The following is a 24,069-nucleotide window of genomic DNA, read 5'->3' as shown; positions in this document are numbered from 1 at the left end:
CGGGCCCATCCCTCCAGACAGAACCGACCCGGGAGAGTCATCATGATCCGTACCATCCTAGCCGGCGCCGCGGCGCTGAGCGTCCTTGCCTTGCCCGTCGCCGCGCAGACCCTGCGCGTGATGGGCCAGCCGGTTGCCACCGGCCTGATCCAGAAGAACGTCGAACAGCCGTTCTTCGAGAACTTCGCCGAAGAGACCGGCCTCGACGGTTTCACCGCCGATTACCAGCCGGTCGACGTGACCGGCATCAAGGACACCGAACAGCTGCGCATCCTCAAGGACGGGCTGTTCGACATCGTGTCGCTGCGCCTGAGCCAGGTGTCGCGGGACGAGCCCACCATCCTCGGGCTCGACCTCGTCGGGCTGAACCCCGACTACGCCGCCGGCAAGGAGACCGTCGCCGCCTTTGCCCCGGTCGTCGACGCGCGGCTGCAGGAAAAGTTCAACACCAAGCTTCTCGGCGTCTGGCCCTTCGGCCCGCAGGTGCTGTTCTGCGAACCCGAGATCGCCTCGCTGGCGGATCTGAAGGGGCTGAAGGTGCGGGTCTACGACCAGAATCTGGCCGAGTTCATCAGCCTCGTCGGCGGCACCCCGGTGCCCATCGGCTTTCCCGAGGTGCAGCAGTCGCTGGCGCGCGGCGTGGTCGATTGCGCCATCACCGGCCCGTCCTCGGCCAATTCCGCCGGCTGGCCCGAGGTCAGCTCCTACACCCTGCCCATCGCCTTCCAGCTGGCGATGAACGGCTACGGCATCAACCTCGACACCTGGAACGGGCTGACGCCGGAGCAGCAGGAAAAGCTGCAGGCGGGTTTCGACACCCTGTCGGAGCGGATCTGGAGCTATTCCGAAGAACTCTTCGACGACGCGGTGAACTGCAACACCGGCGCCCAACCCTGCGAGACCGGAACCTCCTATGACCTGAAGCTGGTCGAGATCAGCGATGCCGACAAGGAACTGGTCGGGACCGCGGTGCCGGACGTCTCGTTCCCGGCGTGGAAAGAGGTCTGCGACGCCACCAACCCCGGCTGTTCGGACGCCTGGATGGAGACCGTCGGCGCGCAGCGGGGCATGTGAAGAGGCTGCGCCCGGGCCACGGCACCGGGCGCAGAAGGACGGGGCAGGAGCTTTCGGGGCGCTGCCCCGCCGCCCGTTCCGGGCGACTCCCCGGGATATTTGTCAAACCGAAGAAGGAGCGGGTCATGGACCGCCTTGCCACCTGGATCAGCCGGTTGTTCGGATGGTCGCTGCTGTTCCTGTCGGCCTTCGTGGCGCTGGAAACGCTGATGCGGAAGCTGTTCAACACCTCGTTGCAGGGGGCGGACGAACTGGGAGGCTATATCCTGGCCTTCGGCGCCTCGCTTGCCTTCATCGTGGCGATGATCGACCGGGCGCATATCCGGATCGACGTGCTGCACGCGAAATTCCCGGTGCGGATGCAGGCGGCCATCGACTGGCTGTCGGTGATCTCGCTCGGGGTGCTGGGGCTGTTCTTTCTTCATGTCGGGCGGTTCGTGATCGCGGACACGCTCGACTACGGCTCGACCGCCGCCACGCCCTGGCGCACGCCGCTGATCTGGCCGCAATCGGCCTGGTACGCGGGGCTGGCGGTGTTCGCGCTCTGCTCCTTCGTCATGGCCTGGCGGGCGAGCCGGCTGTTCCTGGCGGGGCGGCACGCGGAACTGGCCGCCGCCTTCAACCCGAAATCCGCCGAAGACGAGCTGACCGAAGAGCTCGACCAGTTGCAGGAGCGCTGAGATGGGTATCTACGACATTCTCGTGGGCTTCGTCGTGATGATGGGCCTTCTCCTGGTCGGGCTGCCGGTCGCCACGGTGATGGTGGCGATGGGCGTGGCCGGCGGCATGATCCTCTACGGGCCGGTGCTGCTGAAGAGCATGGGACCGGTGCTCTGGGGCACCTCGAACGAGCCGGTGCTGACGGCGATCCCGCTGTTCATCCTGCTGGGCGAGCTGCTGCTGCGCTCGGGGCTGGCCGATCGCATGTACGGCGCGCTGGCGTTGTGGCTGGGGCGGCTGCCGGGCGGGCTGCTGCACACCAACATCGGCTGCTGCGCGCTGTTCGCGGCGACCTCCGGCTCTTCGGTGGCGACCGCGGCGACCGTCGGCACCGTCGCGCTGCCGGCGCTGACCGAGCGGCGCTACCGGCCGTCGCGCGCGCTCGGCTCGCTCGCGGCGGGGGGGACGCTGGGCATCCTCATTCCGCCCTCGGTCAACCTGCTGGTCTACGGATCGCTCGCCAGCGTGTCGGTGGGCCAGCTGTTCATCGCGGGCGTGGTGCCGGGCATCCTGCTGACCCTGCTGTTCATGATCTTCATCGCCGTGCAGGACATCCTGTCCCACGGCGGCGCGGCGGCCGATGTCGCGGTCCCGCTCGAGGTCAAGCTGCGGGCGCTCAGGCACCTGCTTCCGGCGGCGGTGGTCTTTGCCATCGTCATGGGGTCGATCTATCTCGGCATCGCGACCCCGACCGAGAGCGCCGCGCTGGCGGTGATCGTGGCGCTGGTCTTCGTCGCGCTGGAGGGCAAGCTGACGCTGTCCTTTCTCGACATCTGCTTTCGCAAGACCGCGCGGACCACGGGGATGATCCTGCTGATCATCGTCGCCGCCTTCACGCTGAACGTGACGCTGGCGCTCGGCGGGATCACCGGGGTGATGTCGCGCTGGGTCGCGGGGCTGGGGCTGACCCCGGTCGAGCTGCTGTTCGCGCTGATGCTGTTCTACCTCGTGCTCGGCATGTTCATGGACGTGCTGTCGATGCAGGTCCTGACCATCCCCATCGTGGTGCCGATCGTCACCGCCGCCGGGATCGACCCGGTGTGGTTCGGCATCTTCGTCGTGCTGATGTGCGAGCTGGGCATGATCACCCCGCCGGTGGGCATGAACCTCTACGTCGTGCACGGGGTGCGCGGCGACAAGGGACCGTTCACCGACGTGGTGGCGGGGGCGGTTCCCTATGCCGGGCTGATGCTGCTGTTCACCTCGGCGCTGATCTTCTGGCCCGACATCGCGACATGGCTGCCGCAGGCGGTGGCACGATGAGCCGGCATCCCGACGCGACCGCCCTGCTCGGCCTCTACCGGACGGGCGAGGCCGACCCCCTCACCGTGGCCGAGGCGCACCTCGCCCGCATCGCGGCGCTCGATCCGCGGCTCAACGCCTATTCCGCGCTCTCCTCCTCCGTGCTGGAGGAGGCGCGGGCGGCGCGCGACCGCTGGGCCGCCGGGACGCCGTCGGGGCCGCTCGACGGGGTGCCGGTGATCGTCAAGGACAACCTGGTGTCCGCCGGGCTGCCCGCGGCCTGGGGCAATCCGGAACTGGCCGCGCGCCTGCCGGAGCACGACGAGGCCCCCGTCGCCGCGCTGAGGCGCGCCCGGGTCGTGATCCTCGGCAAGGGCAACACGCCGGAGTTCGCGGTCGAGGGCTACACCGGCAACACCACCTTCGGCACCACCGGCAACCCCTTCGCGCCCGCGCTGACGCCGGGCGGATCGTCGGGGGGCGTCGTCGCGGCGGTGGCATCGGGCATGGCGGTGGCCGGGCTCGGCACCGACGGCGGCGGCTCGATCCGGAGACCGGCGGGCTATACCGGGCTCTGGGGGCTGAAACCCGGCATCGGCCGCGTGCGGCGCGGCGGCGGCCTGCCGCAGGTGCTGCTCGACTTCGAGACGGTGGGGCCGATCACGCGCTCGGCGCGCGATCTCGCGCTGTTCCACGGCGTGCTGGCCGGGCGCGCGCCGCAGCCGCAGGGCGCGCCGCTGCGCATCCTTGCCGTGGCCCGGATCGGGGACGCCCCCTGCGATCCCGGCATCCGTGCCCGTTTCGACGACTCCGTCGAACGCCTGCGCGCCCTCGGCCACGAGGTCCGTGCGGGAGAGCTGCCGGTGGATCTCGCTCCGCTGAACGAGGTCTGGGGGCAGATGGCCGAGATCGGCCTCGCCCACCTTGCCAGTCGCGATCCCGCGATCCTCGGAGCGGCGGCGCAGAAGTACCGCGACATGGCCGGGCGCGGGGCGGCGGTCTCGGCGGTCACGCTCTACGAGGCGCTGTCCCGCGTCTTTGCCCTGCGCGAGGCGGTCCGCGGCCTGTGGTCCCACGACGCCATCCTGATGCCGACCGCCGCCGCGCCGCCCTGGCCCGCAGGGGATGCCTTTCCGCCGCGCATCGACGGGCAGGAGGTGGGGCCGCGCGGCCATGCGGTCTATACCGGCTGGGTCAACGCGGCGGGGCTTCCGGCGCTGGCCTTTCCGGCCGGCCTTTCGGAGGGGCTTCCGGTCGGCATGCAGCTTGTCGCCGATCACGGCGGGGAGGATGCGCTGCTCGCGGTCGCGCAGACGCTGGACATGCGGCAGGCACCGGAACCGGTGTCGGCCATGTGACGGCACACGGGGCGGTCCCGGCCCCGCTTGCCCTCCCTCCGGGTTTGTGGCTCAGTCCCGGCGAGGTGACGGACGGGGCCCGGATGCAAGCGAGTTATGATGTCGTGATCGTCGGTGGCGCGGCCATCGGGTCCTCGATCGCCTGTCACCTGACGGCGGAGGCGGGGACCGCGCCGTCGGTCCTGGTCGTGGAGCGCGACCCGAGCTATGCGCGCTCTTCGACCGCGTTGTCCTTTGCCTCGATCCGGACGCAGTTCTCGAACGCGCTGAACGTCAGGATCAGCCAGTACGGCGCCGAGGTCATCCGCGATTTCGCCACCACCATGGCGGTGGGTGCGGACCGGCCCGACCTCGGATTTCAGGCCGGGGGCTACCTTTTCCTGGCCCGCACCGAAGAGCAGGTCCGCATCCTGCGCGAGAACAACGCCGTGCAGCGCGCCTGCGGGGCCGACGTGGTGCTGTGGGACCCCGGGACGCTGTTCGCCGCCTTTCCGCACCTGCGCGGCGACGACATCCGCCTCGCCTCCTACGGGCGGGCGGGCGAGGGCTGGTTCGACAACACCGGGCTGATGAACGGCTTCCGCAACAAGGCGCGGGCGCAGGGCGCCACCTACATCCGCGACGAGGTCACGGGGCTGGATCATGCCGGCGGTCGGATCACGGCGGTCCGGCTCGCGTCGGGGGCCGTGATCGCGGCGGGGCACGTGGTCAACGCGGCGGGCCCGAGGGCGGCGCAGGTGGCGCGGATGGCCGGGCTCGACCTGCCGGTGGAACCGCGAAAGCGGACGGTCTTCGTGGTCGACTGCCAGCACGGCCCCGAGGGCAGCGCCACGGTGAACGGCGGGCGCCTGCCCCTGATGATCGACCCGAGCGGGGTCTTCTGCCGCCCCGAGGGGCGCTATTTTCTCTGCGGCTGTCCTCCCGCCGAGGATCCCGCCGTGGACCCCGGAGATTTCGAACCGCGCGATGCGGAGTTCGAAGAGATCATCTGGCCCGCGCTGGCCGAACGCTCCGAGGCCTTCGAGGCGATGAAGGTGGTCAACCGCTGGGCCGGGCATTACGCCTACAACACGCTCGACCACAACATGATCATCGGACCGCATCCCGCGATGCCGAATTTCCTGTTTGCCAACGGCTTTTCCGGGCACGGCCTGCAGCAGTCGCCCGCCGTGGGCCGGGCCATGGCCGAGCTGATCCTGCACGGCGGCTATCGCACGCTGGACCTTTCGCCGCTCGGGGTCGAACGCATCCTGGAGAATCGCCCGTTCCTCGAACAGGCGGTGATCTGAGGCGCTATTCGGCCGCCGGTTTCAGGCTGGCGATGAGGTGGTGGAATTTCTCGCCCTGCACGGCCACGTGGCCGCGCAGGGCGTCGGAGGCGCGCTCGCCATCCCCAGCGGCAAGCGCCTCGACGATCTCTTCATGTTCGGCCATGCTCTGCGCCATCCGCCCGCGAAGCCGCAGCTGGGCGCGGCGGAACGGCTTCAGGCGCCGGTGCAGGGCCAGCGCCTCTCCCTCGAGAAAGGCATTGCCGGACTGGCGGTAGATGATGCCGTGAAAGCGGCCGTTTTCGTCATAATAGGCATCGGAATCGCGCCGCTCGACGGCGGCGCGGCACTTGGCATTCGCGTCGCGCAGATCCGTCAGCGCCGCGTCCGAGATGCGCCGCGCCGCGAGCCGCCCGCAGACGGCTTCGAGCTCGGCCATGACCTCGAACATCTCGAGCAGTTGCACCGGCCCCGGCTGGCGCACGAAGACCCCGCGCCGCGGCACCTGTTCGACCAGACCGGACAGCGCGAGCCGTTGCAGCGCCTCGCGCAGCGGGGTGCGCGAGACGCCGAACCGCTCGGCCAGGCGCACCTCATCCAGCCGGTCCCCGTTGGCGAAGGTGCCGTCGAAGATCTGCTCTTCCAGTGCTTCCGCGATGCGTTCTGCCGTGCGCTTGTCCATTCCCCCGGAATACCCGCACGCCCTTCAAAATGCAATCTGGCAATTCTTGTATACAAAAAGGTTGACTCAAAAAACACCTTCCCCCACCCTCCCCGCAGGACCGGGGAATCCGGACCGATTGGGAGGAGACAATGACGATGAAACTCAGGACGGCCATCTCCGCGATGGCCCTGCTCGCAGCTGCGACCACCCTTCAGGCCGAGGAACTGCGCCTGTCCCACCAGTGGTCTGACAAGGACGTGCGCCACAAGGTTGCCCAGATCGTCGCCGACGAGGTCGCGGCGGCGGACGTGGACCTCGATATCAGGATTTTCGGCAGCCAGTCGCTGTTCAAGGCACGCGAGCAATACAACCCGCTGTCGCGCGGCCAGCTCGACATGACGGTGCTGCCGCTCAGCTACGCGGGCGGCCAGCAGCCGGCCTACAACCTCACCCTGATGCCCGGCCTGGTGAAGAACCACGACCACGCCGCGCGCCTCACCGACAGCGACTTCATGGGCGCGCTCGAAGAGATCATGGCGGGGGACGACGTGATGGTCCTGGTCCACGGCTATCTCGCGGGCGGCTTCGCCGGCAAGGACAAGTGCGTGACCGCCCCGGACGAGATTTCCGGCCTGCAGACCCGCGCGGCGGGCAAGGCGTTCGAGCAGATGCTCGCAGGGGCCGGCGCGTCGATCGCCTCCATGGCCTCGTCCGAGATCTACAATGCCATGCAGACCGGCGTGCTGGACGCGGCGAACACCTCGTCCTCGTCCTTCGTGAGCTACCGCATCTACGAGCAGGTCGCCTGCTACACGCCGCCGGGCGATTATGCGCTGTGGTTCATGTACCAGCCCCTTCTGATGAACAAGTCCACCTTCGAGGGGCTCTCCGAAGCGCAGCAGCAGGCGCTGCTCGATGCCTCGGCCAAGGCGCAGGCCTTCTACCTCGAAGAGGCCAAGAAGGAGGACGCCGAGAGCCGCGAGGTCTTCAAGGCCAACGGTGTCGAGATCGACGAGATGACCGCCGAGGAATTCGACGCCTGGCGCAAGATCGCCGAGGAGACCTCGTACAAGGCCTTCGTCGACGAGGTGCCGAACGGGCAGGAGCTTCTCGACATGGCGCTCGCCGTCGAGTGACACGACAGGGGCGGCCGGCGCGCCGCCCCGACACCCAGGGGACAGGGCAGGAGAACAGGCATGGCGGGCCAGAGCTCGGCAACGACCGCGCGCACGGGGGGCAATCCCTTTCTGCGGGCGGTGGCGGCGGTATCGACCGTGGCGGGATGGATTTCGGCGGGGATGATCGTCGCGGCGGTGGCGATCACCTGCCAGATGATCTTCATCCGCTTCGTGCTGAACGGCTCGACCGTCTGGCAGACCGAGGCGGTGGTCTACCTCGTCATCGCCGCCACGCTGCTCGGCCTGCCCTATGTGCAGCGCCTGCGCGGGCATGTGAACGTCGACCTGATCCCGCTGACCCTGGGCCCCGGCGCGCGCCGCGCCCTCGCGCTCTTCGTGCTGGTGCTGTCCATCGTCATCACCGGCGTGATGTTCTGGTACGGCTTCGAGTTCTGGCATTTCGCCTGGGAGAGGAACTGGAAATCCGACACGGTCTGGGGCGTGCGGCTGTGGATTCCCTACCTGTCGCTGCCCGTGGGCTTCGGCCTGCTGCTGTTGCAGTTCGTCGCCGACCTCGTGGCGCTGGCAACCCGCGTCGACACCCCCTTCGGCCTGGAGACCTGATCCATGGACCCGCTGATCCTGGGCGCCTTCGTCGCCATCGCCACCATCGTGGTGCTGTTTTCCGGCGTGTCCGTCGCCATGGGCCTGCTGATCGTCTCGGCCGGGTTCCTGATCGTCTTCGACGGGATGCGCTCGCTCGAACTCATGCCGGAGATCTTCTTCGGCAAGCTCGACAGCTTCGCTCTGCTGTCCATCCCGATGTTCATCATCATGGGCTCGGCGATCTCGTCGACCCGCGCGGGGGCCGACCTCTACGAGGCGCTCGAACGCTGGCTGACCCGGGTTCCGGGCGGGCTGGTGATTTCCAACCTCGGTGCCTGCGCGCTGTTCGCGGCAATGTCGGGCTCCAGCCCCGCCACCTGCGCCGCCATCGGCAAGATGGGCATCCCCGAGATGCGCAAGCGCGGCTACCCGGACGGAGTCGCCGCGGGTTCCATCGCGGCGGGCGGTACGCTGGGCATCCTGATCCCGCCCTCGGTCACCATGATCGTCTACGGCATCGCCACGGAATCCTCGATCGGGCGGCTGTTCCTGGCGGGGGTGATGCCGGGGCTGATGCTGGTCGCGCTGTTCATGGCCTGGTCGATCTATTCCACCTGGCGCTCGGGCGATGCGGCGGTGCTGTCGGCGGGCAGCTACACCTGGCGTCAGCGGATCGAGATCCTGCCCCGCGTCCTGCCCTTCCTGTTCATCATCCTCGGCGTGCTCTACGCCATGTACGGCGGCATCGCGACACCCTCCGAAACCGCCGCGGTCGGGGCGCTGCTCTGCATGATCATCGCCATGGTGATCTACAAGCTCTGGTCGCCCCGCGCGATCTGGGTGGTGCTGCGCGACAGCACCCGGGAATCGGTGATGATCCTGTTCATCATCGCGGCGGCCGGGGTGTTTTCCTACATGCTCAGCTCGCTCTTCATCACGCAGTCGGTGGCGGAATGGATCGGCACCCTGGACGTGAACCGCTGGGTGCTGATGGGCACGGTCAACGTCTTCCTGCTGATCGCGGGCTTCTTCCTGCCGCCGGTCGCGGTGATCCTGATGGCGGCGCCCATTCTTCTGCCGATCATCGAGACGGCGGGCTTCGATCCGATCTGGTTCGCGGTGGTGCTGACGATCAACATGGAAATCGGCTTGATCTCTCCGCCGGTGGGGCTCAACCTCTATGTCATCAACGGCATCGCACCCGATATCTCGCTCCGGACCATCCTGCTCGGCTCCCTGCCTTTCGTGGCCTGCATGGTGCTGGCGATCGTGCTGCTGTGCCTCTTCCCCGGCATCGCCACATGGCTGCCGGATGCCGTGATGGGAACCGCCCTGTGACACTTTTCGCCGACCTTCTGTCCACCGTCTTCGAACGCCGCCATGTGCTGGGGCCGATCCTGCGCCGCGATCCCCGCCCGACCGAGGCGCTGACGGCCGAACTGGCCGCCGCCGTCTCGGACACCGCCGGGCTGGCGACCGCGACGCGCATCCTGCAACGCTACGCCGAGATGACGGACGCGGCGAAGCTTGCCTTCTTCCGTCACCTCGCGGGCGAGATGAACCTCGATCCCGCCGCCCTGCGCGCGGCGCTGGATGCCTACGAGGCGGACCCCTCGGGGCGCACCTACCGCGCCTTCATGACCGCCTCGGAACCGCCCCGGCAGGAGCTGATCCGCCGCCTGAACCAGGTGCCGGGCGCAACCGGGCTGCTGGTGGGCATGCGCGCCGACCTGCTGCGGCTGGGCCGCGAGGAACCGGCGCTGCAGGCGCTGGACCTCGATTTCCGCCATCTCTTCCGGTCGTGGTTCAACCGCGGCTTCCTCGTGTTGCGCCCGATCAGCTGGGAAAGCCCGGCGCATATCCTGGAAAAGATCATCGCCTACGAAGCCGTGCACGCGATCCGGAGCTGGGAAGACCTGCGCCGCCGCCTTGCGCCGCCCGACCGGCGCTGCTTTGCCTTCTTCCACCCCGCCATGCCGGACGAGCCGCTGATCTTCGTCGAGGTGGCGCTGATGAAAGGGGTTCCGTCCTCGATCCGCGCGGTGCTGGACGAGGACCGCACCTCCCTGCCCCCGGCCGAGGCCGACACGGCGGTGTTCTACTCGATCTCGAACTGCCAGCCGGGGCTGGCCAGCATCTCGTTCGGCAATTCGCTCATCAAGCAGGTGGCGTCGGACCTGTCGATGGCCTTTCCCGGCCTCAAGACCTTCGTGACCCTGTCCCCGATCCCCGGCCTGATGCGCTGGCTCGAAGCCGGCAAGGTGATCTGGGACGGCAGCGACGCAAAGCGGATGCAGAGTCTCGCCGCCCATTACCTGCTGTCCGCGAAACGCCCCGACGGCACCCCGGTCGATCCCGTCGCCCGCTTCCACCTCGGCAACGGCGCGCTGGTGCATGCGGTGCATGCGGGGGCCGACACCTCGGAAAACGGGCTGCGGCAGAGCGGCGGGGCGATGGTGAACTACCTTTACGATCTCGCCCGCGTCGGCCAATACCACGACCGCTTCGCCGCAAAGGGCGAGGTGATCGCCACTTCCTCCGTGAAATCCCTCGCCGCTACGGCGGAAAAGACCCTGCCCCGCAAGGAGCCCGAGCATGACCAACCCGCTATTTGACACCTTCTTCGGCCGCCATGCAGGCAGCGAGCGCACCTTCCTGCACCTGCCCGACGGCAGCCGCCTGAGCTATGCCGCTTTCCTCGCGCTGGCCGCGCGCATGGCCCATGGCCTGACATCCTGCGGGCTGGAGCCGGGCGACCGGGTCGCCGTCCAGATCGAGAAATCCCCCGAGGCGCTGGCGCTGTATGCCGCCGCGGTGCAGGCCGGGGTGATCTTTCTGCCGCTCAATACCGCCTACACGGCGGGAGAACTTGCCTATTTCGTCGAGAACAGCGGTGCGAAGCTGCTGGTCGGCGATCCCGCCAAGCAGGCGGCGCTGGCGCCGGTGGCCGAAAGGCTGGGCACCCGGCTGGAAACCCTCGCGGCGGACGGGACGGGCAGCTTTGCCGCGATCGCCGCCGCGCAGCCCGACAGCTTCGACACGGTGGCGCGGGCCGAAGACGACCTGGCCGCCTTTCTCTATACCTCGGGCACCACGGGGCGATCCAAGGGCGCCATGCTGACGCAGGCGAACCTCATGTCCAACGCGCTGACGCTGGTCGAGCACTGGCGGTTCACCGGCGACGACGTGCTTCTGCACGCGCTGCCGATCTTTCACACCCACGGTCTGTTCGTGGCGACCAACGTGATCCTCGCCGCCGGGGGGGCGATGATCTTTCTGCCGAAACTCGATATCGACGCGCTGATCGCCTGGATGCCGAAGGCGACGACGATGATGGGCGTGCCGACCTTCTACACCCGCCTGCTCGACGACGACCGCTTCACCGGCGATCTGGCGCGGCACATGAGGCTGTTCATCTCGGGCTCCGCCCCGCTGCTGGCCGATACCCATGTCGCCTTCGAGGACCGCACCGGCCACCGCATCCTCGAACGCTACGGCATGACCGAAACCAACATGAACACCTCGAACCCCTACGAGGGCGAGCGGCGCGCCGGCACCGTGGGCTTTCCCCTGCCGGGGGTCGAGCTCAAGGTCACCGACCCGGAAACCGGTGCGGAGGTCGCGCAGGGCGCGGTGGGCCTGATCGAGGTGCGCGGCCCCAACGTCTTCAAGGGCTACTGGCAGATGCCGGAAAAGACCGCCGCCGAACTGCGCGCGGACGGCTTCTTCCTGACCGGCGACCTCGGGATGGTCGACGCGGACGGCTATGTCACCATCGTCGGGCGCAACAAGGATCTCATCATCTCGGGCGGCTACAACATCTACCCGAAGGAGATCGAGCTGGTCCTCGACGAGCAGCCCGGCGTCAGGGAAAGCGCCGTGATCGGCGTGCCGCACCCGGATTTCGGCGAAAGCGTCGTCGCCGTGCTGGTGCCGGAAAAGGGCGCCGCGCCGGACGAGGCGGCGATTGCCGAAACGGTGAGCGCCGCGCTCGCCCGGTTCAAGCACCCGCGCCGCTACGTGGTGGTCGACGAACTGCCGCGCAACACCATGGGCAAGGTGCAGAAGAACGTGCTGCGCGACACCTACAAGGACACCTTCGCGGCCCCGGCCTGAACCGGCGGCGGGCGCGGCGCGGCGCGAGCGATCTTGCACCCGGGGGCATTCCGGGGCGAAATACCGCCCGAGAGGATCCGACCATGCCAGATCACCGACCGCCGCCGCCCCTGCCCGACTTCGATCTCGACCGGTTCACGCCCTACCGCCTGGCCGTCGCCGCCCAGCGCACCAGCGAGGAACTGGCGCGGCAGTACCGCGCGCGCTTCGGCATCTCGATCCCGGAGTGGCGGGTCCTGGTGCACCTGGCGCAATCCGGCGACGTCTCTGTCCGCGACATCGAGGCCCGCGTCGCCATGGAGAAATCAAAGGTCAGCCGTGCCGCGTCGCGTCTGGAAGAGGCCGGCTACATCGTCAAGTCGATCAACAGCACCGACCGGCGGCTCGTGCGGCTTGCCCTCACCGATCGGGGCCGCAGCCTGATGGCCGATCTGCTGCCGATCGCGATGGCCTATCAGCGCGACATCGAAGCGCGGCTCGGCACGATGTTCCGCGACTTCGAAGCCGGGTTGGAACGCCTGCTCTCCCAAACCGGGTAAAACGACTATTTCCGGTTGCATTTTCTAAAGATGCAGCCTGAAAACACCAATTTCGCGTCAAAGTTTGGTCTCATTACACCGCATTATGGTTAATGCGAAATGCAGTTTTTGGGCGACGCTGTCGCTCCAGTGTGATAATGAGGAATTCACCATGTCGATCAAACCAGTAGCGGGCGCAGTTGCCCTTGCCCTCACCTTCGTGACTGCCATGCCCGCCGCGGCGGCAGAGTCCACGACCGCCAATCTCGGCGTGACCGCCGTCGTCGCGGACACCTGCATCCTGACCGCCGGCACGGCGCTTGCCTTTGCCACCATCAACACCACGCAGGCCTCGAACGAGACCGTGCCCGGCCTCGTGACCGTGGTCTGCACCGCAACCCGTCCCGGCATCACCGTCACCCTCGGCAGCGGCGAGAACGCCTCCGGCGGCAAGCGTCAGATGGAATCCACCGGCGGCGACATGCTGCCCTACGACATCTTCACCGACTCCGGCCATTCCAGCGCGGTTGCCGTCGACGGCAAGCTCTACGACGGCGCCGTCAACGCCGCCATTCCCGTGGCCCTGCCGGTCTACGGCCAGATCCCCGCGGGCAACTACAACGCCGGCGCCTACACCGATACGATCCTGGTGACCCTCAGCTACTGAGGGCCACCCAAAAAACCAAGAAACCGAAGCAGTAAAATTCAGTAACGAGGCAGACCATGACCACCACGACCTTCCGTCGCCGCGGCGTTCGCGCCGCGCTTCTGGCGGCATTCCTGATCGCGCCGCCGCTTGCCCATGCCGAAAGCGTCGCCGTTTCCCCGACGTCGCTGACGATCCCGAAACCCGCCCGGCAGACCACGCTGACGATCAAGGCCGACGGCCGTGAATCCTCGGTCGTGCAACTGCGCGTCGTGGCCTGGGACGGGCGCGACCCCTCGCACATCAAGCCGACCCGCGACGTCGTGGTCAGCCCGCCGATGGCCAAGCTGCGCCCCCGCGAGGAACTGACCGTGCGGCTCGTGCGGACCTCCAAGCGGGCGGTGCGCGGCAAGGAATGCTACCGCGTCCTCGTCGACCGGCTTCCGGGCAAGGAACAGTCCGGCCAGGCGGTCAAGCTTCAGGTCCGGCATTCCGTGCCGATGTGCTTCACGTCCTGAACCTTCAGGACCGGCTACCGGCGCGGCAGGCCCGCGCCGGACGGGGACCAGAACCATGACGATACGCGCCGGAGCGTTGGGGCTCTCTCTGTGCGCGGCTCTCGTGGGATCGGCGGCAAGACCGCAGACCACCGACGAGCTGCAGACGACTGCGTCCATCTATGATGCGGGCAGCGGAGAACCCGTGCCGCTTTTCCTGTCCGTGACGATCAACGGGCGGGACACCGAACTCGTCGCGGAATTCGAGGGCGCGCTGGACGGCAGCGACATGTCCTCCACCCGCTCGGAGCTGGAACAGCTCGGCATCCGCGCCCCGCTCGGGATTTCCAAGCAGGTGCCCCTCGACAGCATCGAGGGGCTGACCTGGCGCTACGACGAACGCGCCCAGGCGATCCACATCTCGGCCCCCTATTCCGTGCTCCTGCCCGAGGTCGTCTCGGCCGCGCGCAAGCCGGGGTTCGAACCGGCGGATGCAAGCTGGGGCGCGGCGATGAACTACTCGCTGGTCGGCGAGCACGGCTTCGGCGATGCCTATGCCAAGGCGGACGGGACGATCTTTGCCAGCCTCGACGGCTGGATCTTCGCGCCCTTCGGCCAGCTCGGTTCGACCGGGATCTACAGCCGCCCGATGTCCGGCGACGGGCCGGAGACGGCGATCCGGCTGGAAACCGCGCTCAAGATGGATCTGCCGGACAAGGCGCTGACGCTGACCTTCGGTGACTTCACCACCTCCGGTCCCACCTGGCACCGCCCGGTACGGCTCGGCGGGGTCGAGCTGCGGCGCAACTTCGACCTGCGCTCGGATCTCGTGACCGACCAGCGGCTGTCCTTCGACGGCTCGGCGGCGGTGCCCTCCTCGGTCGACGTCTTCATCGAGAACAACCGCGTCTTTTCCACCCGGATCAGCGACGGGCCGTTCCGGCTCGAAGACCTGCCGATCCAGGGCGGCGGCGACGCCCAGATCCTCGTGCGCGGGGCGGATGGACAGGTGCGGCGCGAAACCGTGTCGTTCTTTGCCGCGCCCTCGCTGCTGAAACAGGGCATGGCGGATTACTCGCTGGCCATCGGCCAGCCGCGCGAAGGGTTCGGCCTCACCTCGGACGACTACGGCGATCCGACGGTGCTGACCTCCTCGCTGCGCTACGGGCTGACCAAGCAGGTCACGGTCGAGGCGCATGTCTCGGCCACCGAAGAGCTGCAACTCTGGGGCGCCGGGCTGACCGCGGTGCCGTTCTCGCTCGCCGAGGTCTCGGTCGCGGCGGCGCAGAGCCGGTTCGCCGGGGAAACCGGAGAGTTCCTGCAACTCGGGCTGCGCACCCAGATCGGCAAGATCGACCTCAATGCCAGCACCTCCCGCACCGGCGAGGGTTTTGCCGATCTCGCCTATGTCACCGGGCTCGACTATCTCGGCGGCACTCTGGCCAGCTCCGGCTCCCTGCTCGAGGTGGCCGAACGGCAGGACGTCATTTCGCTCGGCATTCCGATCCTGAAATCCGGCCGCCGCCTCGGCCTGTCCTACGTCCGGGCCGAGCGCGAGAATTCCAGCGACCAGCTCGCCTCGGTCTCCTTCGGGGCGCCGCTCGCGGGGGGGCGCGGGTCGTTCAGCGTGAACAGCGCCTACAACTTCGAAACCGACGACACCCGGGTGTCCTTCGGCCTGTCCTGGAAACTGGGCAAGCGCACCTATGCGCAGGCCTCGGCCTATACCGACCTGCGCGGAGAGGCGACGCAGGATCTGTCGGTCAGCCGCACCATGGGCGAAGGGCTCGGCGCCTGGGGCTACCAGGTGCAGGCCGCCCGCAAGGAAGACGGCCGTACCCCGCTGCGCGCGCGCGGCGACCTGCGCGCCCGCTACGGGGAAATGGCGGTCGAGGTCCAGAGCGACAGCGGCAGCACCTACATGCGCGGGCAGCTTGACGGCGCGGTGGCCTTCACCGGCGGCGCGCTGGCCTTCGGCAACCATATCCGCGACGGCTTCGCGGTGATCGACGTCGGCGTCGAAGACGTTCCGGTCTATCTCGACAACCGCCCCGTCGCGCGCAGCAACGCCCGCGGCCGGGTGTTGGTGAACGGTCTGAATGCCTACCGGCGCAACCGCGTCTCGGTCAATGTGCGCGATCTGCCGGAACAGGCGACGCTGGGCGTGTCGGCGATCGACGTGGTGCCCTCGCGCCGCTCGGGGCAGTACCTCAGCTTCGGCGGATCGCAGGGCGGCGGGGTGCTGGTGGTGCTGCGCGACGCATCGGGCCGCGTCCTCCCGGCGGGAACCGTGGTCTATGCCAACGGCTCGGGAACCGAGACCTATGTGGGCTATGACGGCGAAACCTGGATCGAGGACGCACGGCCGCGCAACACGCTGAAGGTCGAGCTGGCCTCCGGGGGCTGCACCGCGCATTTCGCCCATGACGATGCCGGCGCCCTGCAGGATCTGATCGACCCGGTGACCTGCCGATGATGCTGCGCCTCGCCCTTGCCCTGCTGCTGGCGATGGCGGCGTTTCACCCCGGCGCGGCGCGGGCCGAAAGCTGCGAGGCGCAGGTCAGCGACCTCAGCTTCGGCGCGGTCAGCCTGCGTTCCGGGGCGGTCAACCGCAGCTCGGGAACGATCAAGGTCACCTGTTCCAACGCGCTGGTCTCGGCGGTCGGGGTCTGCCTGCGCTTCGGCGCCGGGTCCGGCGGCGCGGGGGCGAACAACAACCCGCGCTACCTGCGCGGCGGCGGTCAGGGCCTGGCCTACCAGCTGCGCCTCGGCGGCTACGGAAACGCCTTCGGCGTGATGCGGGATGTCTACATGCTGGTGCCCATCGTGCTGGGCCGGGGCAGCGCCACCCTGCCCTTCTACGGCGAGATCCTGTCGACCGGCACCGCCATCCCCACCGGCGCCTACGACTCCGTGTTTTCCGGCGCCGCCCATGTCGAGATGAGCTACGGCATCCTGAGTTGCGACCTCTTCGGCCAGAGCCAGCCGGTGCCCGCCTTTCGCGTCTCGGCCGAAGCGGTGGCAAGCTGCGAACTCGACGTGGGGTCGATGAACTTCGGACGCATCAACGGGCTGGGCACCGCGCCGGCGGATGCGACGGCCGCGATCGACATCCGCTGCACCGCGGGCACGCCCTATTCGGTGACGCTGGGCATGGGCCGGGGCGGCGGGTCGGACCCGGCCGCGCGGCGGATGTTCAACGGTCTCGGCAGCCTGACCTACGGCCTGTTCCGCGATGCCGCCCGCGCCCTGCCCTGGGGCACCGCCCCCGGTCAGACGGTTTCGGGCAGCGGCGCGGGCGGCACGCAGCGCTACGAGGTGTTCGGGCGCATCTACCAGGGGCAAACCACAAGCATCGGAACTTACACGGATTCCGTCATCGTCACGGTGAATTACTGACGCCGCCGGCCACGCGGGGCGCTGGTCAGGTCGCGCGAATTGCGCTATCGCTGCCTGTCAGGCAGGAGAGGGACGACCAGCGGATGACCCGGGCAGAGCTTGTCATCTTCGATTTCGACGGCGTGGTCGTGGACAGCGAGGTCATCAGCGCGAAGATGCTGGTGGCGGAGCTGGCGCAGCACGGCGTTTCGGTGGACCTTCCGTATATCGCGCGGCATTTCCTCGGGCGGTCCTACCCGGTGGTCATCAGCCAGATCCGCGCCGAATTCGGCATCACCCTGCCCGAGGGATTCGAGGCCGATTACCGCGCCCGGCTGTTCGAGAGCTTCCGCACCGGGCTGACCGTCATGCCCGGCCTGCGCGAGGTGCTCGGGGCGCTCCGGGTGCCCTATTGCATCGCCACCAGTTCCAGCCCCGCGCGGGTCACCCGATCCATGCAGATCGTCGGGCTGACCGAGCTGTTCGAAGGCCGCATCACCACCGCGAGCGAGGTCGCGCGCGGCAAGCCCGCGCCGGATCTGCCGCTGCGGGCGGCGGAAAAGGCCGGGGTCGCGCCAGAGCGCTGCCTGCTGATCGAGGACTCGCTCGCCGGGATCGCCTCCGGGCGCGCGGCGGGAATGGAGGTCTGGCATTTCACCGGCGGCAGTCACCTCGTCGGGCTGGATCTGCCGATCCCTCCAGAAGCGCGTCCGCACCGCCGGTTTGCGTCCTTTGCCGAAATGCCCCATCTTGGGCCGCACCTTTTCCAGCCGGAGCCGGACCATGAACCATCGCGGCCCTGACGAGACCGAGGCCCCGCAAAGCGATCTCGCCGCGCGGGCGGCCTGGCTCTACTACGTCGGCGGGATGCGGCAGGACGCCATCGCCGAAGAGCTCGGCATCTCGCGCCAGCGCGCCCAGCGCCTCGTGGCGCGGGCGCTGTCCGAGGGGCTGGTGCGGGTGCGCATCGACCATCCGATCGCCGAATGTCTCGACCTGGAACGCCGCCTGCGTCACCGCTTCGGGCTGTTGCGGGCCCGGGTCGCTCCGCGCAGCGGCGGGTCACCGGATGCGCTGCGCTCCATCGCGCCATTCGCGGCGCCGGAGCTGGAACGGATCTTTGCCGACGAGACGCCGAAGCTGCTGGCGCTCGGCACCGGGCGGACGCTGCGCGCCGTGGTCGATAACATGCAGCAGGTGCCCGGCGGGCATCACAAGGTGGTGTCGCTGATCGGCAATGTCGCGCCTGACGGGTCGGCTTCGTTCTACGAAGTCATCATGCGCATCGCCGACAAGACCGGCGCGCCGCATTACCCGATGTCGGTGCCGGTGATGGCGCGGGACGAGGCCGAATTCGCCAATTACCGCGCCCTGCCGCATGTCGTCGCCTCCCGTGCCCTGGCCGAACAGGCCGACGTCACGGTGGTCGGAATCGGCCAGATGGCCGCCGATGCCCCCCTCTACGTCGACGGGTTCATCACCTCTGACGAGCTGAAGAGCCTCCAGGATGCGGGGGCCGCGGGCGAAATCGGGGGCCATGTCTTCGATGCCGAGGGGCAATATCTGGATCATCCGCTGAACAATTTCATGGTCGGCGTGAGGGTTCCCGCGAACACCAGCCCGGTGATCTGCATTGCCGGAGGAGTGAGCAAGATCAAGGCCTTGCGCGCCGCTCTGAAGGGGCGACTGATCCAGGGCCTGATCACCGACGAACTGACTGCCGCCGAACTTCTGGGCGATTGAGCCATGCACTGCCTGCAAAACGGGCTTGACACGACTCGCTACCTCTGGTGAGCATTTGCCCATCACGCGAGCATATGCTCAGTGCCAAACGGGAGGAAATTCCATGACTTTCACACTCCGCGCCCTCATGGGCGCGTGCGCTGTTTCCGCGCTTTCCACCGCTGCCATGGCCGAAACGACAATCACGGTTGCAACCGTGAACAACGGCGACATGATCCGCATGCAGGGGTTGATGGACGACTTCAACGCCAAGCACCCCGACATCAAGGTCGAGTGGGTCACGCTGGAAGAGAACGTTCTGCGCCAGCGCGTCACCCAGGACGTCGCCACCAAGGGCGGCCAGTTCGACGTCATGACCATCGGCACCTACGAGGTTCCGATCTGGGGCGAGCGCGGCTGGCTGGTGTCGCTCGACGATCTGCCGGCCTCCTGGGATTCCGCTGACATCCTTCCGGCCATCGCGGGCGGCCTGTCCGTCGACGGCAGCCTCTATGCCGCGCCGTTCTACGGCGAAAGCTCCATGGTCATGTACCGCAAGGACCTGATGGAAAAGGCCGGGCTGACCATGCCCGACGCGCCGACCTGGGACGAGATCAAGGAAGCCGCCGCCGCGATGACCGACAAGGACGCGGGCATCTACGGCATCTGCCTGCGCGGCAAGGCCGGCTGGGGCGAGAACATGGCCTTCCTGTCGGCGATGGCCAACTCCTACGGCGCGCGCTGGTTCGACATGGACTGGAAACCCCAGTTCGACAGCGACGCCTGGAAGGCGACCCTCACCGACTATCTCGACCTGATGAACAGCTACGGCCCTCCCGGCGCGTCGTCAAACGGCTTCAACGAGAACCTGTCGCTGTTCCAGACCGGCAAGTGCGGCATGTGGATCGACGCGACCGTCGCGGCCTCCTTCGTGACCAACCCGACCGACAGCTCGGTCGCCGACCAGGTCGGCTTCGCGCTGGCACCGGACAAGGGTCTCGGCAAGCGCGGCAACTGGCTCTGGGCCTGGAACCTCGGCATCCCCGCGGGCACCCAGAACGAGGACGCCGCCAAGACCTTCGTGGAATGGGCGACCTCCAAGGAATACACCGCCCTCGTCGCCGAGAAGGAAGGCTGGGCCAACGTTCCCCCGGGCACCCGCACCTCGCTCTACGAGAACCAGAACTACCTGGACGCCGCCCCCTTCGCGCAGATGACGCTGGAATCGATCAACGCGGCGGACCCGCAGAACCCGACCGTGGACGAAGTTCCCTATGTCGGCGTGCAGTTCGTGGCGATCCCGGAATTCCAGGGCATCGGCACGGCCGTGGGCCAGCAGTTCTCGGCAGCCCTTGCCGGTCAGGTGACGGCTGAGCAGGCGCTCGCCAACGCACAACAACTCACCGAGCGTGAGATGATGAAGGCCGGTTACATCAAGTAACCGCCTCCTCCCTGGCGCGGGCCGCATCGTCGGTCCGCGTCCCTTTTCCCTGCGCCCGAACCCGACCGGACTGCCGCCCCCGCCGTGCCCCGCGCGCACGGACCGCCGCCGCGTCCCTTTCCTCCGGTTCCGGGCGTGTCACACCGACCAGACGAGAGACCCGCGCCATGGCCACCCAGCATTCCCGCGCCGCCGCGAGGCTGATGATCTCTCCCGCCGTTCTGCTCTTGCTCGGCTGGATGATCGTGCCGCTGTCGATGACGCTCTATTTTTCCTTTCTGCGCTACAACCTGCTCATGCCGGGGATGGAGGAATGGACGGGCTTCACCAACTACCGTTTCTTCCTGACCGACCCCGCATTCTTTTCCGCGCTGTGGAACACCATCGCGCTGGTCGTCGGCGTGCTCATCATCACGGTGATCGGCGGCACGCTGCTCGCGCTGCTGATGGATCAGCCGTTCTGGGGCCAGGGCATCGTGCGCATCCTGGTGATCGCGCCCTTCTTCGTCATGCCGACGGTGTCGGCGCTGGTCTGGAAGAACATGTTCATGAACCCGGTGAACGGGCTTTTCGGGCATCTCGCCAATTTCCTCGGCCTGCAACCCTATGATTTCCTGAGCCAGGCACCGCTGATGTCGATCATCGGCATCGTCAGCTGGCAATGGCTGCCCTTCGCCACGCTGATCCTGCTCACCGCGCTGCAATCGCTCGACCAGGAACAGCTGGAGGCCGCCGAGATGGACGGCGCCAGCGCCCTGTCGCGGTTCTTCTACATCATGGTGCCGCACCTCGCCCGCGCCATCACCGTCGTGATCCTGATCCAGACGATCTTCCTGCTGTCGGTCTTTGCCGAGATCCTCGTCACCACCAACGGCGGACCGGGCACGGCCTCGACCAACCTCACCTACCTCGTCTACGTGCAGTCACTGCTGCAGTTCGACGTGGGCGGAGGCTCCGCCGGTGGCGTCGTCGCCATCATCCTCGCCAACATCGTTGCGATCTTCCTGATGCGGATGATCGGCAAGAACCTCGACGCCTGAGGGAGGGAGCATCATGGCCCGCGCCGTAACAAACCAACGCAAGGCGATCGTGACTGTCGTCGCCTGGATCGTCGGACTCGCGATCTTCTTCCCGATCCTCTGGATCATCATCCTGTCGTTCAAGACCGAGGGCGACGCCATCAAGACCCCGATCGAGGTCCTGACCTCGCAATGGACGCTGGAAAGCTACGCCACCGTGCAGGAGCGGTCGAACTACTTCCGCCACTTCTGGAACTCGGTGATCCTGTCGGTGGGCTCGACGGTGATCGGCCTGATCATCGCCGTGCCGGCCGCCTGGGCCATGGCCTTCGTCCCCGGCAAGCGCACCAAGGACGTGCTGATGTGGATGCTCAGCACCAAGATGCTGCCCCCCGTGGGCGTGCTGGTGCCGATCTACCTGCTGTTCCGCAACCTCGGGCTGCTGGACACGCGCATCGGCCTGGTGATCGTGCTGACGCTGATCAACCTGCCGATCATCGTCTGGATGCTCTACACCTACTTCCGCGAGATCCCCGGCGAGATCCTCGAAGCCGCGCGGATGGACGGGGCGAGCCTCAGGGACGAGATCATCCACGTCCTCACCCCCATGGCCGTGCCGGGCATCGCCTCGACGCTGCTGCTGAACATCATCCTCGCCTGGAACGAGGCGTTCTGGACGCTGAACCTCACGGCCGCCAAGGCCGCGCCGCTCACCGCCTTCATCGCCTCCTATTCCAGCCCGGAGGGACTGTTCTACGCCAAGCTTTCGGCGGCCTCGACCATGGCCATCGCACCGATCCTCATCATGGGCTGGTTCAGCCAGAAACAACTTGTCCGCGGCCTGACCTTCGGCGCGGTGAAATAAGGGGGGACCATTCACATGGGACGCATTACACTCGACAAGGTGACGAAGAGCTTCGGTGAAGTGAACGTCATCCCGCCGCTGGACCTGACCATCGACGATGGCGAGTTCGTGGTCTTCGTCGGCCCCTCGGGCTGCGGCAAGTCCACCCTGCTGCGCCTGATCGCGGGGCTGGAGGACGTGACCTCGGGTCAGATCCGCATCAACGGCAACGACGCCACCGACCTGCCCCCCGCCAAGCGAGGGCTGGCCATGGTGTTCCAGAGCTACGCGCTCTACCCCCACATGTCGGTGCGCAAGAACATCGCCTTCCCGATGAAGATGGCAGGCATGCCCGAGGACGAGCAGAAGCGACGGATCGACTCCGCCGCCAAGGCGCTGAACCTCACGGACTACCTCGACCGCCGTCCCGGCCAGCTTTCGGGCGGCCAGCGGCAGCGCGTCGCCATCGGCCGCGCCATCGTGCGCGAGCCCGATGCCTTCCTCTTCGACGAGCCGCTGTCGAACCTCGACGCGGCGCTGCGGGTGGGCATGCGGCTCGAGATCATGGAACTGCACAAGCGCCTGGCCACCACGATGATCTACGTCACCCACGACCAGGTCGAGGCGATGACCATGGCCGACAAGATCGTGGTGCTGCGCGCCGGCTACATCGAGCAGGTGGGCTCGCCCCTGGAGCTCTACCACGCACCGCGGAACGAGTTCGTGGCGGGCTTCATCGGCTCCCCCAAGATGAACATCTTCGGAGGCAACGCGGCGGCCCAGCACGGCGCGGCCAAGATGGGCGTGCGCCCGGAACACATCGCCGCCTCGACCACCAGCGGCACCTGGCAGGGCCGGGTCGGCGTGGCCGAGCACCTCGGCTCGGACACCTTCCTGCATGTCCACGACACCGGACTGACCGAAACCATGACCGTCCGCGTCGACGGCGAACTGCCGGTCAAGCACGGCGACACCATCTTCCTCACGCCCGACGAAACCAAGGTGCACCGCTTCGACGACAAGGGGCTCCGCGCATGACACGCCTGACCGGCAAGACCGCGCTGATCACCGGGGCCGCCCGCGGCATCGGCGAGGCCTTTGCCCGCGCCTACGTGGCCGAAGGCGCGCGCGTGGCGATTGCCGACATCGACATCGCCCGCGCCCGCGAAACCGCCGCCGCCATCGGCGAGGGCTGCATCGCGGTCGAAATGGACGTCTCCCGGCAGGCCGGCATCGACACCGCCGTGGCGGAAACCGTCGCGCAGCTCGGCCGTATCGACATCCTGGTCAACAACGCCGCGCTGTTCACCGCCGCGCCGCTGGTCGAGATCACGCGCGCCGATTACGACCGGGTGTTCTCGATCAACGTCGCCGGCGTGCTGTTCACCATGCAGGCGGTGGCGAAGCACATGATCGACGCGGGCGTGAAGGGCCGGATCATCAACATGGCCTCGCAGGCGGGGCGCCGGGGCGAATCGCTGGTGGGGGTCTACTGCGCCTCCAAGGCGGCGGTGATCTCGATCACCCAGAGCGCCGGGCTGAACCTGATCCGGCACGGCATCAACGTCAACGCCATCGCCCCCGGCGTGGTCGACGGCGAACACTGGGACGGCGTCGACGCCTTCTTCGCGAAATACGAGGGCAAGGCCCCCGGTCAGAAGAAGCGCGAGGTCGGCGAGTCCGTCCCCTTCGGCCGCATGGGCACCGCCGACGACCTCACGGGCATGGCGGTGTTCCTGGCCAGCGACGACGCCGAGTACATCGTGGCCCAGACATACAATGTCGACGGCGGCCAGTGGATGAGCTGACCGTCCCACCGACGGATCAAACGGAGGCAA

23 protein-coding genes are annotated in these 24,069 nt (G+C 67.8%); 22 read left to right on the top strand and 1 reads right to left on the bottom strand.

From position 1 onward, the window contains the following. Positions 1-42: 42 nt before the first annotated feature. From ACN0RJ_RS20800 to ACN0RJ_RS20780, 5 genes are all read left to right on the top strand, one after another. Positions 43-1,074: a TRAP transporter substrate-binding protein gene (locus tag ACN0RJ_RS20800; RefSeq protein ID WP_417725531.1), complete on the top strand. Its 1,032-nt coding sequence runs from the start codon at positions 43-45 to the stop codon at positions 1,072-1,074. 125 nt (positions 1,075-1,199) lie between these two features. Next, complete coding sequence (locus tag ACN0RJ_RS20795; RefSeq protein ID WP_417722375.1) at positions 1,200-1,754, top strand: TRAP transporter small permease subunit; 555 nt, start codon at positions 1,200-1,202, stop codon at positions 1,752-1,754. A 1-nt stretch (position 1,755) separates the two neighbouring features. Beyond that, complete coding sequence (locus tag ACN0RJ_RS20790; protein ID WP_417725530.1) at positions 1,756-3,057, top strand: TRAP transporter large permease; 1,302 nt, start codon at positions 1,756-1,758, stop codon at positions 3,055-3,057. Continuing rightward, positions 3,030-4,394, top strand: coding sequence for an amidase (locus tag ACN0RJ_RS20785; RefSeq protein ID WP_417725529.1), 1,365 nt, complete (start codon positions 3,030-3,032; stop codon positions 4,392-4,394). Before ACN0RJ_RS20790 ends, ACN0RJ_RS20785 begins: the two co-directional genes overlap by 28 nt. A gap of 83 nt (positions 4,395-4,477) precedes the next feature. After that, positions 4,478-5,683, top strand: a complete 1,206-nt coding sequence (locus ACN0RJ_RS20780; RefSeq protein ID WP_417725528.1) for an NAD(P)/FAD-dependent oxidoreductase — start codon at positions 4,478-4,480, stop codon at positions 5,681-5,683. Positions 5,684-5,687: 4 nt separating this feature from the next. On the opposite strand, the gene ACN0RJ_RS20775 is transcribed toward ACN0RJ_RS20780, so the two are convergent. Continuing rightward, complete coding sequence (locus ACN0RJ_RS20775) at positions 5,688-6,344, bottom strand: GntR family transcriptional regulator (protein ID WP_417725527.1); 657 nt, start codon at positions 6,342-6,344, stop codon at positions 5,688-5,690. A 137-nt stretch (positions 6,345-6,481) separates the two neighbouring features. On the opposite strand from ACN0RJ_RS20775, the gene dctP reads away from it, so the two are divergent. The 17 genes from dctP (at position 6,482) to ACN0RJ_RS20690 (ending at position 24,039) form a co-directional block, all read left to right on the top strand. Beyond that, positions 6,482-7,462, top strand: a complete 981-nt coding sequence (gene dctP, locus ACN0RJ_RS20770) for a TRAP transporter substrate-binding protein DctP (protein ID WP_417722380.1) — start codon at positions 6,482-6,484, stop codon at positions 7,460-7,462. A 60-nt stretch (positions 7,463-7,522) separates the two neighbouring features. Beyond that, positions 7,523-8,068, top strand: a complete 546-nt coding sequence (locus ACN0RJ_RS20765; protein ID WP_417722381.1) for a TRAP transporter small permease — start codon at positions 7,523-7,525, stop codon at positions 8,066-8,068. Positions 8,069-8,071: 3 nt separating this feature from the next. Next, entirely contained in the window at positions 8,072-9,388 is a 1,317-nt protein-coding gene (locus ACN0RJ_RS20760; RefSeq protein ID WP_417722382.1) for a TRAP transporter large permease, read from the top strand. Then, positions 9,385-10,665, top strand: coding sequence for a malonyl-CoA decarboxylase (locus ACN0RJ_RS20755; RefSeq protein WP_417722383.1), 1,281 nt, complete (start codon positions 9,385-9,387; stop codon positions 10,663-10,665). Before ACN0RJ_RS20760 ends, ACN0RJ_RS20755 begins: the two co-directional genes overlap by 4 nt. Beyond that, the gene (locus tag ACN0RJ_RS20750; RefSeq protein ID WP_417725526.1) at positions 10,646-12,166 is read left to right on the top strand and encodes a malonate--CoA ligase; all 1,521 of its coding nucleotides are present in this window, start codon (positions 10,646-10,648) and stop codon (positions 12,164-12,166) included. Before ACN0RJ_RS20755 ends, ACN0RJ_RS20750 begins: the two co-directional genes overlap by 20 nt. A gap of 83 nt (positions 12,167-12,249) precedes the next feature. Further along, the gene (locus ACN0RJ_RS20745) at positions 12,250-12,705 is read left to right on the top strand and encodes a MarR family winged helix-turn-helix transcriptional regulator (RefSeq protein ID WP_417722385.1); all 456 of its coding nucleotides are present in this window, start codon (positions 12,250-12,252) and stop codon (positions 12,703-12,705) included. A gap of 151 nt (positions 12,706-12,856) precedes the next feature. Next, entirely contained in the window at positions 12,857-13,351 is a 495-nt protein-coding gene (locus ACN0RJ_RS20740) for a spore coat U domain-containing protein (RefSeq protein ID WP_417722386.1), read from the top strand. Positions 13,352-13,407: 56 nt separating this feature from the next. Further along, on the top strand, positions 13,408-13,848 hold the full coding sequence (locus tag ACN0RJ_RS20735) for a molecular chaperone (RefSeq protein ID WP_417722387.1): 441 nt from the start codon (positions 13,408-13,410) through the stop codon (positions 13,846-13,848). A 184-nt stretch (positions 13,849-14,032) separates the two neighbouring features. Then, entirely contained in the window at positions 14,033-16,303 is a 2,271-nt protein-coding gene (locus ACN0RJ_RS20730) for a fimbria/pilus outer membrane usher protein (protein WP_417725525.1), read from the top strand. Next, positions 16,300-17,226, top strand: coding sequence for a spore coat U domain-containing protein (locus ACN0RJ_RS20725; RefSeq protein WP_417725524.1), 927 nt, complete (start codon positions 16,300-16,302; stop codon positions 17,224-17,226). The genes ACN0RJ_RS20730 and ACN0RJ_RS20725 overlap by 4 nt, the downstream gene beginning before the upstream one ends. Positions 17,227-17,309: 83 nt before the next feature. Then, positions 17,310-18,008, top strand: coding sequence for an HAD family hydrolase (locus ACN0RJ_RS20720; protein WP_417725523.1), 699 nt, complete (start codon positions 17,310-17,312; stop codon positions 18,006-18,008). Then, entirely contained in the window at positions 17,989-18,948 is a 960-nt protein-coding gene (locus ACN0RJ_RS20715) for a sugar-binding transcriptional regulator (RefSeq protein ID WP_417725522.1), read from the top strand. The genes ACN0RJ_RS20720 and ACN0RJ_RS20715 overlap by 20 nt, the downstream gene beginning before the upstream one ends. A 103-nt stretch (positions 18,949-19,051) precedes the next feature. After that, complete coding sequence (locus ACN0RJ_RS20710) at positions 19,052-20,368, top strand: ABC transporter substrate-binding protein (protein ID WP_417722392.1); 1,317 nt, start codon at positions 19,052-19,054, stop codon at positions 20,366-20,368. Positions 20,369-20,535: 167 nt separating this feature from the next. Next, positions 20,536-21,408 (top strand): carbohydrate ABC transporter permease, encoded by an 873-nt coding sequence (locus ACN0RJ_RS20705; RefSeq protein ID WP_417722393.1) that lies wholly within the window; start codon positions 20,536-20,538, stop codon positions 21,406-21,408. Positions 21,409-21,421: 13 nt separating this feature from the next. Then, on the top strand, positions 21,422-22,252 hold the full coding sequence (locus tag ACN0RJ_RS20700; RefSeq protein WP_417722394.1) for a carbohydrate ABC transporter permease: 831 nt from the start codon (positions 21,422-21,424) through the stop codon (positions 22,250-22,252). 15 nt (positions 22,253-22,267) lie between these two features. Continuing rightward, a complete protein-coding gene (locus ACN0RJ_RS20695; protein WP_417722395.1) occupies positions 22,268-23,269 on the top strand; it encodes an ABC transporter ATP-binding protein in 1,002 nt (333 codons plus the stop codon). Continuing rightward, a complete protein-coding gene (locus ACN0RJ_RS20690; RefSeq protein ID WP_417725521.1) occupies positions 23,266-24,039 on the top strand; it encodes an L-iditol 2-dehydrogenase in 774 nt (257 codons plus the stop codon). Before ACN0RJ_RS20695 ends, ACN0RJ_RS20690 begins: the two co-directional genes overlap by 4 nt. The last annotated feature ends 30 nt before the right edge of the window (positions 24,040-24,069 follow it).

It is taken from the genome of Salipiger sp., from assembly GCF_048261495.1.
In the GTDB taxonomy this organism is placed as follows: Bacteria; Pseudomonadota; Alphaproteobacteria; order Rhodobacterales; family Rhodobacteraceae; genus Salipiger.
Note: the sequence above shows the minus strand (reverse complement) of the source record. Positions and strands in the feature narration are given on the sequence as shown.

What these genes read in the sequence shown, in the direction of transcription:
- ACN0RJ_RS20800 (WP_417725531.1), top strand. Translation starts at nt 43, where the DNA reads ATGATCCGTACCATCCTAGCCGGCGCCGCGGCGCTGAGCGTCCTTGCC.
- ACN0RJ_RS20795 (WP_417722375.1), top strand. Translation starts at nt 1,200, where the DNA reads ATGGACCGCCTTGCCACCTGGATCAGCCGGTTGTTCGGATGGTCGCTG.
- ACN0RJ_RS20790 (WP_417725530.1), top strand. Translation starts at nt 1,756, where the DNA reads ATGGGTATCTACGACATTCTCGTGGGCTTCGTCGTGATGATGGGCCTT.
- ACN0RJ_RS20785 (WP_417725529.1), top strand. Translation starts at nt 3,030, where the DNA reads ATGGCTGCCGCAGGCGGTGGCACGATGAGCCGGCATCCCGACGCGACC.
- ACN0RJ_RS20780 (WP_417725528.1), top strand. Translation starts at nt 4,478, where the DNA reads ATGCAAGCGAGTTATGATGTCGTGATCGTCGGTGGCGCGGCCATCGGG.
- ACN0RJ_RS20775 (WP_417725527.1), bottom strand. Translation starts at nt 6,344, where the DNA reads ATGGACAAGCGCACGGCAGAACGCATCGCGGAAGCACTGGAAGAGCAG.
- dctP (WP_417722380.1), top strand. Translation starts at nt 6,482, where the DNA reads ATGAAACTCAGGACGGCCATCTCCGCGATGGCCCTGCTCGCAGCTGCG.
- ACN0RJ_RS20765 (WP_417722381.1), top strand. Translation starts at nt 7,523, where the DNA reads ATGGCGGGCCAGAGCTCGGCAACGACCGCGCGCACGGGGGGCAATCCC.
- ACN0RJ_RS20760 (WP_417722382.1), top strand. Translation starts at nt 8,072, where the DNA reads ATGGACCCGCTGATCCTGGGCGCCTTCGTCGCCATCGCCACCATCGTG.
- ACN0RJ_RS20750 (WP_417725526.1), top strand. Translation starts at nt 10,646, where the DNA reads ATGACCAACCCGCTATTTGACACCTTCTTCGGCCGCCATGCAGGCAGC.
- ACN0RJ_RS20745 (WP_417722385.1), top strand. Translation starts at nt 12,250, where the DNA reads ATGCCAGATCACCGACCGCCGCCGCCCCTGCCCGACTTCGATCTCGAC.
- ACN0RJ_RS20740 (WP_417722386.1), top strand. Translation starts at nt 12,857, where the DNA reads ATGTCGATCAAACCAGTAGCGGGCGCAGTTGCCCTTGCCCTCACCTTC.
- ACN0RJ_RS20735 (WP_417722387.1), top strand. Translation starts at nt 13,408, where the DNA reads ATGACCACCACGACCTTCCGTCGCCGCGGCGTTCGCGCCGCGCTTCTG.
- ACN0RJ_RS20725 (WP_417725524.1), top strand. Translation starts at nt 16,300, where the DNA reads ATGATGCTGCGCCTCGCCCTTGCCCTGCTGCTGGCGATGGCGGCGTTT.
- ACN0RJ_RS20720 (WP_417725523.1), top strand. Translation starts at nt 17,310, where the DNA reads ATGACCCGGGCAGAGCTTGTCATCTTCGATTTCGACGGCGTGGTCGTG.
- ACN0RJ_RS20715 (WP_417725522.1), top strand. Translation starts at nt 17,989, where the DNA reads ATGAACCATCGCGGCCCTGACGAGACCGAGGCCCCGCAAAGCGATCTC.
- ACN0RJ_RS20710 (WP_417722392.1), top strand. Translation starts at nt 19,052, where the DNA reads ATGACTTTCACACTCCGCGCCCTCATGGGCGCGTGCGCTGTTTCCGCG.
- ACN0RJ_RS20705 (WP_417722393.1), top strand. Translation starts at nt 20,536, where the DNA reads ATGGCCACCCAGCATTCCCGCGCCGCCGCGAGGCTGATGATCTCTCCC.
- ACN0RJ_RS20700 (WP_417722394.1), top strand. Translation starts at nt 21,422, where the DNA reads ATGGCCCGCGCCGTAACAAACCAACGCAAGGCGATCGTGACTGTCGTC.
- ACN0RJ_RS20695 (WP_417722395.1), top strand. Translation starts at nt 22,268, where the DNA reads ATGGGACGCATTACACTCGACAAGGTGACGAAGAGCTTCGGTGAAGTG.
- ACN0RJ_RS20690 (WP_417725521.1), top strand. Translation starts at nt 23,266, where the DNA reads ATGACACGCCTGACCGGCAAGACCGCGCTGATCACCGGGGCCGCCCGC.